The organism is Nonomuraea sp. NPDC001684, assembly GCF_053596515.1.
Window position 1 is genome coordinate 1 of record NZ_JBSFGJ010000395.1, and the last position, 8,706, is coordinate 8,706.

Genomic DNA, 8,706 nt, shown 5'->3' on the forward strand with positions numbered 1-8,706 from the left:
GCTCGATCCGCACGCCGCGCACCTTGACCTGGTCGTCGGCCCGGCCCAGCAGCTCCAGCCGTCCGGGGGCGGCCCAGCGGGCGCGGTCGCCCGTCCGGTACAGCCGCGACCCGCTGGGACCGGCGACGAACCGCTCGGCCGTCAGGTCGGGACGCCCGAGGTAGCCGCGGGCCAGCCCCTCCCCCGCCAGGTACAGCTCGCCGACGGCGCCCGGCGGCGCCGGTTGCAGCGCGTCGTCGAGCACGTGCGCCGACGAGCCCGCGGTGGGCCACTCCGAGCCGTCGCCGAGCCAGGTGTAGGCGTCCACGGTGGCCTCGGTGGGGCCGTAGTGGTTGACGGCGAACGTGCGCTCGCGCAGCGTCCGCCACAGCGGGCCGGGCACGGCCTCGCCGCCGACCACGACGACGCGCGGCGGCTCGGCCAGCAGGCCGGGCAGCTCCTTCAGGTGGGAGGGGGTCAGGTCCAGGTAGTCGACGTCGTGCTCGCGGACGTAGACGGTCAGGGCCTCGGGGTCGCGGTAGCGGTCGTCGCCGAGCAGGTGCAGCTCGTGGCCGCCGATCATCCACAGCAGCGGGTCCAGCGAGGCGTCGAACGAGAACGACGCGGTGTGCGCGACGCGCAGCCGCCCGCCGTCCGGGAACAGGCGCTCGCGGTGGGAGTCCAGGAGGGCGGCGAGCCCGCCGTGGGTGCCCACGACGCCCTTGGGCCGGCCGGTGGAGCCGGAGGTGTAGATGACGTACGCGGCGTCGCCCGGCCCGGGGAGAGGCAGCGGATCCGGCGTGCCGGGCGCGTCCCCGGCCCAGCCTGGGGCGTCTCCAGCCCAGCCGGGCGCGTCCCCCGCCCAGCCGGGCGCGTCCCCCGCCCAGCCGGGCGCGTCCCCCGCCCAGCCGGGGCTGAGCACGACGGACGGGGCGGCGTCGGCCAGCATGAGGGCGCGCCGCTCCGCCGGGTAGGAGGGGTCCACCGGCAGGAAGGCCGCGCCGCTGCGCAGCACCGCCAGCAGCGCCACCACAAACTCGGCCGAGCGCGGCAGGACGACGGCCACGACCCGCTCCGGGCCCGCGCCGCCGGCGGCCAACCGCCGGGCCAGCCGGTCCACCCGCGCGCCCAGCTCCTCGTAGGTGAGCCTGTCGCCGTCGCACACCAGGGCCGTCTCGGCGGGCGTCAGCCGGACCCGTTCCAGGAAGGCGTCCACCACGGTCCGCCCGCCGGTCCACCCGCCGGCCCGCCTGGTGGCGTGGCCGGTGGCGCGGCCGGTTCGCGGTGCGGTCTCGGGGGGAAGGGCCGCGCGGTCGTCGGCGGTGAGGAGGGGGAGGCGGCCGAGCGGGGTGTCCGGGGAGGCGCCGGTCAGGGTGGTGAGGAAGCCGGCCAGGCGTCGGGTGTGGGCGGCCAGGGCGGCCTGGTCGTAGCGGGCGGCGTTGCCGTCGAGTTCCAGGGTGAGGCGGTCGCCGTCGGGCAGCAGGGCCACGGCCAGGTCGTCCACCGGCCCGGCGGCCAGGTTGGTGACGGTGCCGGTCGCGCTGCCGAACTTCGTCTCGGCCGGGAACGGCTTGATGTTGAGCAGCGGGCCGAACAGGGCCCGCGACGTCCCGCCGAGGCCCAGGTCGCGGCGCAGGTCCTCGATGCGGTAGCGGCCGTGGCGGCGGGCCTCGGCGATCCGGCGGGCGGCCTGCCCGACCAGGTCGCCGACCGTGCGGCCGGGCCGTACGTCGAGCCGGACGGGCAGCACGTTGACCGTCAGGCACGGCACGCGGACGGCGGCCCCGGTGCGGTTCATCAGCGGCAGCCCGACCAGCACGTCGGTGCCGCCGGTGAGCCGTCCCACGTAGCAGGCCAGGCCGGCGGCGGCGACGTCGGCCCAGGTGGCGCGGGCGGCGCGGGCCAGGTCGTCCCACCGGGGCAGGGGCGGCAGGGCGGCGCGCCGCCGTACGACCTCACGGGCCGACAAGGCGGGCGTCCCGGCGAGCCCGGCGGGCTCGGGGGCGCCGGCCAGCCGCTCCAGCCAGTACGCCCGGTCGCGGGCCCGCCGTTCCGAGGCCAGGTACGCCTCCTCCTCGGCCAGCAGCGCCGCCATCGACCCGAACGGCCCCGCCCCCGGCGCCAGCCCGTCGGCCAGCGCCGTGTAGATGTCGGCGGTCCGGCCGACCAGCATCGACAGGGCGTAGGCGTCGATGAGGATGTGGTGGGCCCGCAGGTACCAGACGTGGTGGTCGCCGGCCAGGCGCAGCAGCGCGTGCCGCGACAGGGGGCCGGTGACGACGTCCACGGGCGCGGCCAGGTCGGCCCGCATCCAGGCGTCGGCCGCGGCCTCCGGGTCGGGCTCGCCGCGCAGGTCCAGCACGGTCAGGCAGCCGCGCAGCGAGTCGTAGTCGGGCAGGTACTGGGCCGGTTCGGCGGTGAAGCGCAGGCGCAGCGGCTCGGCCTCGGCCAGGCAGCGTTCCAGCGCCCGCGCGAAGAGGGCCGGGTCGAGCGGGCCGCGCAGGTCGATGCGGTCCGCGGCGTTGTAGACGGGGTTGGCGGGGTCCAGGCGCTGGGCGAGCCAGATCCCGGCCTGGGCGCCCGTGAGCGGCATGGTCTGCAGGGTCACGCGGGCCGCTCCTCGGGAACGCGGGGACGGGTCGGGACGGCGATCACGTGAGCAGCTCCGCCCAGGCCGCGATGGTGGGCCGGTCCACGAGGTCGGGGAAGCCGATGTCGCGGCCCTCCCGCTTCCACGCCTCGATGAGCGTCATCACCCTGATGGAGTCCAGGCCGGCCTCCAGCAGGTCGTCGTGCGGGCCGAGCTCGGCGGGCTCGACGTACAGCAGGCCGGCGATCTGGGCGCGCAGGCGCTCCTCGGCCTCAGACACCGGCCACCGCCCCCGACAGGGCGCGGCTGACGCGGGTGGTCGTGGTGGTGACGGCGCACCGCTCGGCGGCGTAGGTGAGGGCCATCTCGTGGTGCTGCCGGGAGAAGTCGGCGACGGCGTCGGCGACCACGAACGCCTGCACGTCCCGCATGAACGCCTCGCAGGCGGTCATCAGCACGCCGATGTGGGCGTACACGCCGCAGATGACGAGCTGGTCGCGGCCCTGCCCGGCCATCAGCTCGGCGAGCCCGGTGCGCTGGTAGGCGCTGTAGCGCCACTTGGTGAGCAGCACGTCGCCGTCGCCGGGCGTCAGCTCGTCGGCGATCGCGGCCTCGCGCGGGTCGGCGCCGATGCCGGTGCCCCAGAAGTCCAGCAGCAGGCCGCGCTGCTCGGCGCTCTGGGCGCCGGGCTGGGCGGAGTAGACGACGGGCACGCCCAGCTCGGCGCACCGCTCGCGCAGCGCCAGCACGTTGGCCATCAGCTCGACCATCGGCGAGCGGCCGGGGGTGAAGGCGCGCAGGAAGTAGTTCTGCATGTCGTGCACGAGCAGCACGGCCCGGCGCGGGTCGGGCCGCCAGTCCACCCGGTTGGCCGGGAGCTCGGACGGCATGGCGTACGGTTCGATCCTGGGGATCGTCATGTCATGTCCTTTCGCGGAGGTGGCGCTTGCTGACCTTGCCGACCGCGGTCTGCGGGAAGGCGTCGACGAACTCGAACCGGTCAGGGATCTTGAAGACGGCGATGCCGCGCCCGCGCAGGAACGCGCGCAGCTCGGCCCCGCTGGGCGGGTCGCCGCGGCAGATGACGTAGGCGCAGGCCCGCTCCCCCAGGTAGGGGTCGGGCACGGCGACCACGCTGGCGTCGTGGACCGCCGGGTGGGCCAGCAGGTGGTTCTCGACCTCCTCGCCCGCGATCTTCTCGCCGCCCCGGTTGATCTGGTCCTTGGCGCGTCCCTCGACGACCAGGTGGCCGGTGGGGGTGCGACGGACGATGTCGCCGGTGCGGTAGAAGCCGTCGTCGGTGAAGGCGGTCCTGTTGTGCTCCTCGGCCCGCCAGTAGCCGCGGATGGTGTACGGGCCGCGGGTCAGCAGGTGGCCGTGGTCGCTGTCGCGGCCGTCGTCGTCCAGGACGCGGATCTCGTCGTCGGGCGAGATGGGACGTCCCTGGGTGGCGACGATGGTCTCCTCGTCGTCGTCCAGGCGGGTGTAGTTGACCAGGCCCTCGGCCATGCCGAACACCTGCTGGAGCGTGCAGCCGAGCTCGGGCCGCACCCGCTTGGCCGCCTCCCGGCCGAACTTGGCGCCGCCGACCTGGAGCACCTCCAGGCTGGACAGGTCGTGGCCGGTGGTGGCGGCGGCGTCCAGCCAGACCAGGGCGAGCGGCGGGACGAGCGCCGCGATCGTGACGCGCTCGCGCTCGACGAGCGGGAAGCAGGTGCCGGGGCTGGGGTCGGGGGCCAGCACGGACGCGGCCCCGGCGCTCAGCGCCCCGAACACGCCGGGCGAGCTCATCGGGAAGTTGTGCGCGGCGGGCAGCGCGCACAGGTAGACGCTGTCCGGCCGCAGCGCGCAGATCTCGGCGCTGGCGCGGAAGCTGTAGATGTAGTCGTCGTGGGTGCGCGGGATGAGCTTGGGCAGGCCGGTGCTGCCGCCGGACAGCTGCAAGAAGGCGACGTCGCCGGGCGCGGGGCGGTGCGGGCCGCTCTCGCTCGGGTCGCCTTCGTCCGGGTCGGTCTCGGGGAGCTCGCCGAGGACGTGCGCGGGCGTGCCGGGGGCGTAGGCCCGGTGCTCGTCGTCGGGGCAGATGTAGGCGGCGGCCTCGGTGAAGGAGCAGAAGTGGGAGATCTCGGCCGAGCGGTGGGCGGGCAGCGCGAACACCGGCCAGGCGCCGATCCGGAACAGCGCGAAGCACACCTGGTGGAACTCGGGCACGTTGGGGAGCTGGACCACGACGCGGTCGCCGCGGCCGATGCCGCTCGCGCGCAGCCCGGCGGCCAGGCGGTCGGCGCGCTCGTCCAGGTCGCGGAAGGTCCAGCGGGCGGTGGGCGAGATCAGGGCGGGGCGGGGGCCGTACGCGGCGGCCAGGTCGCGCAGCAGGCCGCCGAACGTCTCGCCGCGCCAGTAGCCGGCCGCCCGGTAGCGCGCGGCCTCCTCCTCAGGCCAGTGCATCGGAGACCCCCAGGGCGCGCAGCATGGTGCGGAACTTGGCGGCGGTCTCGGCCAGCTCGGCCTCGGGGTCGGAGCCGGTGACGATGCCGGCGCCGGCGTAAAGGCGCAGGGTGTGCTCGGCCACCTCGGCGCAGCGGATCGCCACGGCCCATTCGCCGTCGCCGGCGGCGTCGGTCCAGCCGGCCAGCCCGGCGTAGAAGCCGCGGTCGAACGGCTCCAGCTCCTCGATCATCCGCCGCGCCCCGGCCTCGGGCGTGCCGCAGACGGCGGGCGTCGGATGCAGGGCGGCGGCCAGCGCGAGCACGCGGGTGTCGGGGTCGCGCAGCGTGCCGGTGACGCGGGTGGACAGGTGCCACATGGTCTCGGTGGAGGTCAGCTCCGGGGTGACGGGCACCTGGAGGCCCGCGCAGTACGGCGCGAGCGCGTCGGCGACGGCCTCCACGACCAGCCGGTGCTCGCGCAGGTCCTTGGCGGAGGCGGCCAGCGCGGCGGCCCTGCGCCGGTCCTCGGCGGGGTCGTCGCAGCGGGCCGCCGAGCCGGCCAGCGGGTTGCTGACCACCGCGCGCCCGTGGCGGGAGACCAGCAGCTCGGGGCTGGCGCCGGTGAGCGTGCGGCCGCCGGGCAGCGGCGCGGCGAAGGAGTAGCCGTGCCCGAGCAGCGGGCGCAGCAGCCCCGGCAGGTCGATCGGCTCGTCCGAGCGCAGCTCCACGGTCCTGGCGAGCACCACCTTGGCCAGGCCGCCGCGCTCCAGCTCGGCCAGCGCCCTGCGCACCGCGGCGGCGTACGCGGCCGGCTCGGGCACCCGCCTGCTCCACCAGCCGCCGCTGACCAGGGGGGCGGCGCCCGGCGGCAGCGGCGGCGACCAGGTCTCGGACTCGGGCAGGATCAGGTGGGCCGTGCCGTCGAAGCCGATGGCCCCGGCTGCCGGGCCGTCCACCCTGCCGGCCAGCGTGGCCAGGTCGCCGGCGGCGACGCCGCGCACCCCGCGGGTGAGCAGCGTGCCGCGGGCGGAGGCGAACAGCACCGACTCCGCGCGGTCGTAGCCCGCGAGCGGATCCGCCGCGGTTGTCAGCAGATGCAAGGGAGGTCCAATCTCGATCGGTCCAATCTCGGTCGGTCCATCTGGTTCGGCCCGCCGCCGGGCGGTCCGGGCGCGGAGGCCGCGGGCTCGGGGCAGGCTCAAGGGGTGCGGGCTCGGGGCGGGCTCGGAGGGAAGGGGCGGGTCAGGCGTGGAGGGTGGCGCCGCCGTCCACGAGGAGGTCGTGCATGGTGATGTGCCTGGCGCGTGCCGAGCAGAGGAACAGCACCGCGTCGGCCACGTCGGCCGGGTCGGCCACCCGGCCGAGCGGGATGCCGACGCGGAAGGCGGCCGGGTCGCCGTGCAGGGTGGCCGACAGCGCCTCGTCGGGGTCGGCGTCGTCCCACAGGGCGCGCAGCATGGCGGTGTCGGTGGAGCCGGGTGAGACGACGTTGCACCTGATGCCGTGCCTGGCGACCTCCAGGCCGAGGCAGCGGGTGAACATCCGGGCCGCCGCCTTGGAGGCGGCGTAGGCGGCCATGCCGACGCGCGGCACGCCGGCCGCGTTGGAGCCGACGGTGACGATCACGCCCCGCCGCCGCAGCGTCATGCGGCGGGCGACGGCGCGGGAGACGTGGAAGACGCCGTCGGCGTTGACGGCGAAGCTCTGCCTCCAGTGGTCGTCGCCGGTGCCGTCCACCTCGCCGGGCAGCAGCACGCCGGCGGTGCTGACGAGGATCGCGATCGGGCCGAGGTCCCGCTCGACCGCCGCGACGACGCGCTCGACGTCGTGCGGGTCGCGCACGTCCATGCGGTACGGCCGCCCGTCGCCGCCGGTCACCGATCGCAGGTCGGCCGCGGCGACCACGGCCCCGGCCCCGGCCAGGGCGGCGCAGACGGCCGCCCCGATGCCGCGGGCCGCGCCGGTCACCAAGGCGATTTCGCCGTCGATCCCGTCCATTGCGGCACGTCCTCCCCGAATGCTTTAGTTAGGTAAGCCTTGCCTAATTTGAAGGCAAAGAGACGGTCTGTCAAGACCGCCGTCCGGACCCGGCGAGGGCCGTCGGGAAAGCCGCGCGAGGAGCGAGATCGGGGATGTCACCGCAGGTCGGAGACGCGAAAAGGCGGCGCGGCCGCGGCTGGGAGCCGCGGCCACGCCGCCGGTGCGAGCAGGTGGTCTCAGGCCAGCGCAGGCTGGCGCAGGGTCGGGTAGTCGGTGTAGCCGGTGTGGTCGCCGCCGTACCAGTGCTCGATGCGGACGGGGTTGAGCGGGGCCCCGGCGGCCAGCCTCTCGGGCAGGTCGGGGTTGGCCAGGAAGGCCCGGCCGAGCGACACCAGGTCGGCGCCCGCGTCGAGCAGCCGTTCCGCCTCGCGCCGGCCTCCGTCGGCGGGCAGCGGGCCCGGCCAGGGCTGGGCCGGGTTGGCGATCAGCGCGCCCGGCCAGGCGGCGCGCAGCCGCCGGTAGAGCGGCTGGTCCGGCTTGGCCCACACCAGGTGCAGGTAGGCCAGCCCGAGGCCGGACAGCTCCTCGACGAGCGCCGGGTAGAGCACGTCGGTGTCGCTCTCGCTCATCCCCTGCCCGGGGAACCCGGGCGACAGCCGCAGGCCGACCCGTTCCGGCCCGACGGCGGCGGCGACCGCGCGCACCACCTCGACGGCGAAGCGCATGCGCCGGGCCGTCGAGCCGCCGTAGGCGTCGGTGCGGTGGTTGGTGCCGTCGGCCAGGAACTGGTGGATGAGGTAGCCGTTGGCGCCGTGCACCTCCACCCCGGCGAAGCCGGCGTCCACGGCCCGGCGGGCGGCGGCGGCGAAGTCGGCCACGGTGGACTCGATCTCGTCCAGGCTCATCGTCCTCGGCACGACGGCCGGGCGGTTCCCGTCCGGGGTGGCGACCGGCTCGGGGAAGGCCACCGGGGACGGCGCGACGGGCCGCAGGCCGCTGTTGGCCGGGTGGCCGATCCGGCCGCCGTGCTGCAGCTGCACGAACATCCGGCCGCCGGCCTCGGCGACCGCCTCGGTGACCCGCCGCCAGCCGGCCACATGCCTGGGCAGGTGCAGGGCGGGGATGTTCGGATAGGTCTGGCCGACGGCGTTGGGCGTGGTGGCCTCGGCGATGATCAGTCCGGCGGCCGACCGCTGGGCGTAGTACTCGGCCATGAGGTCGGTGGGCGTGCCGTCGGCGGCGGCGCGGTTGCGCGTCATCGGCGCCATCACCAGGCGGTTGGGCAGGCTCAGCGAGCCGAGCGTCGTGGGCTGGAACAGGGGTGACGTGCCGGACATGTCAGTGCTTCCGATCTGTGCGAGGCGGATCGCCGTGATCCGTGACCGAACTCTGCACCCGGGCGCTGCGGGGATCCTGACGATCTGCTGACGGTCCACCTCCGGCGCGTGTGTACGGTTCTCCCATGCGGTTCGGAGTACTCGGCCCGCTCGCCGTGTGGGACGACGAGGGGCGGCCCGTCAAGATCGTCGAGAGCAAGGTCCGGGCCCTGCTCGCCGACCTGCTCGTCCACGAGGGGCGGCCGGTGTCGGCCGACCGGCTCATCGACGACCTGTGGGGCGACGAGCCGCCGGGGCGGGCCGGCAACGCGTTGCAGGCCAAGGTGTCGCGGCTGCGCGCGGCTCTGGGGCGCGACCGGGTGCCGTACCAGGCGGCCGGGTACCGGCTGCG

At 75.9% G+C, this 8,706-nt stretch carries 8 protein-coding genes; 1 reads left to right on the plus strand and 7 read right to left on the minus strand.

Annotated features, from left to right (window positions below; all coding sequences use genetic code 11):
* The 7 genes from ACWCSD_RS41045 to ACWCSD_RS41075 all read right to left on the minus strand — a co-directional run.
* Positions 1-2,587, minus strand: a 2,587-nt coding sequence (locus ACWCSD_RS41045; RefSeq protein ID WP_449923001.1) for an amino acid adenylation domain-containing protein, incomplete at its 3' end; no start/stop codon positions are given.
* Positions 2,588-2,630: 43 nt separating this feature from the next.
* The gene (locus tag ACWCSD_RS41050; protein WP_449923004.1) at positions 2,631-2,849 is read right to left on the minus strand and encodes a phosphopantetheine-binding protein; all 219 of its coding nucleotides are present in this window, start codon (positions 2,847-2,849) and stop codon (positions 2,631-2,633) included.
* Entirely contained in the window at positions 2,842-3,489 is a 648-nt protein-coding gene (locus tag ACWCSD_RS41055; protein ID WP_397157888.1) for an isochorismatase family protein, read from the minus strand. Before ACWCSD_RS41055 ends, ACWCSD_RS41050 begins: the two co-directional genes overlap by 8 nt.
* A gap of 1 nt (position 3,490) precedes the next feature.
* On the minus strand, positions 3,491-5,017 hold the full coding sequence (locus ACWCSD_RS41060) for a (2,3-dihydroxybenzoyl)adenylate synthase (RefSeq protein ID WP_397157890.1): 1,527 nt from the start codon (positions 5,015-5,017) through the stop codon (positions 3,491-3,493).
* Positions 5,004-6,098 (minus strand): isochorismate synthase, encoded by a 1,095-nt coding sequence (locus tag ACWCSD_RS41065; protein ID WP_397157892.1) that lies wholly within the window; start codon positions 6,096-6,098, stop codon positions 5,004-5,006. The genes ACWCSD_RS41060 and ACWCSD_RS41065 overlap by 14 nt, the downstream gene beginning before the upstream one ends.
* A 142-nt stretch (positions 6,099-6,240) precedes the next feature.
* Positions 6,241-6,996, minus strand: a complete 756-nt coding sequence (locus ACWCSD_RS41070; protein ID WP_449923009.1) for a 2,3-dihydro-2,3-dihydroxybenzoate dehydrogenase — start codon at positions 6,994-6,996, stop codon at positions 6,241-6,243.
* Between the two features lie 218 nt (positions 6,997-7,214).
* Entirely contained in the window at positions 7,215-8,315 is a 1,101-nt protein-coding gene (locus tag ACWCSD_RS41075; RefSeq protein ID WP_449923012.1) for an alkene reductase, read from the minus strand.
* Between the two features lie 125 nt (positions 8,316-8,440).
* Here ACWCSD_RS41075 and ACWCSD_RS41080 point away from each other — a divergent pair.
* Positions 8,441-8,706 (plus strand): AfsR/SARP family transcriptional regulator (locus ACWCSD_RS41080; protein ID WP_449923015.1); only part of this gene is annotated, 266 nt, incomplete at its 3' end.

Coding starts and splice junctions, on each gene's coding strand:
- ACWCSD_RS41075 (WP_449923012.1), bottom strand. CDS start 8,315: ATGTCCGGCACGTCACCCCTGTTCCAGCCCACGACGCTCGGCTCGCTG.
- ACWCSD_RS41055 (WP_397157888.1), bottom strand. CDS start 3,489: ATGACGATCCCCAGGATCGAACCGTACGCCATGCCGTCCGAGCTCCCG.
- ACWCSD_RS41070 (WP_449923009.1), bottom strand. CDS start 6,996: ATGGACGGGATCGACGGCGAAATCGCCTTGGTGACCGGCGCGGCCCGC.
- ACWCSD_RS41060 (WP_397157890.1), bottom strand. CDS start 5,017: ATGCACTGGCCTGAGGAGGAGGCCGCGCGCTACCGGGCGGCCGGCTAC.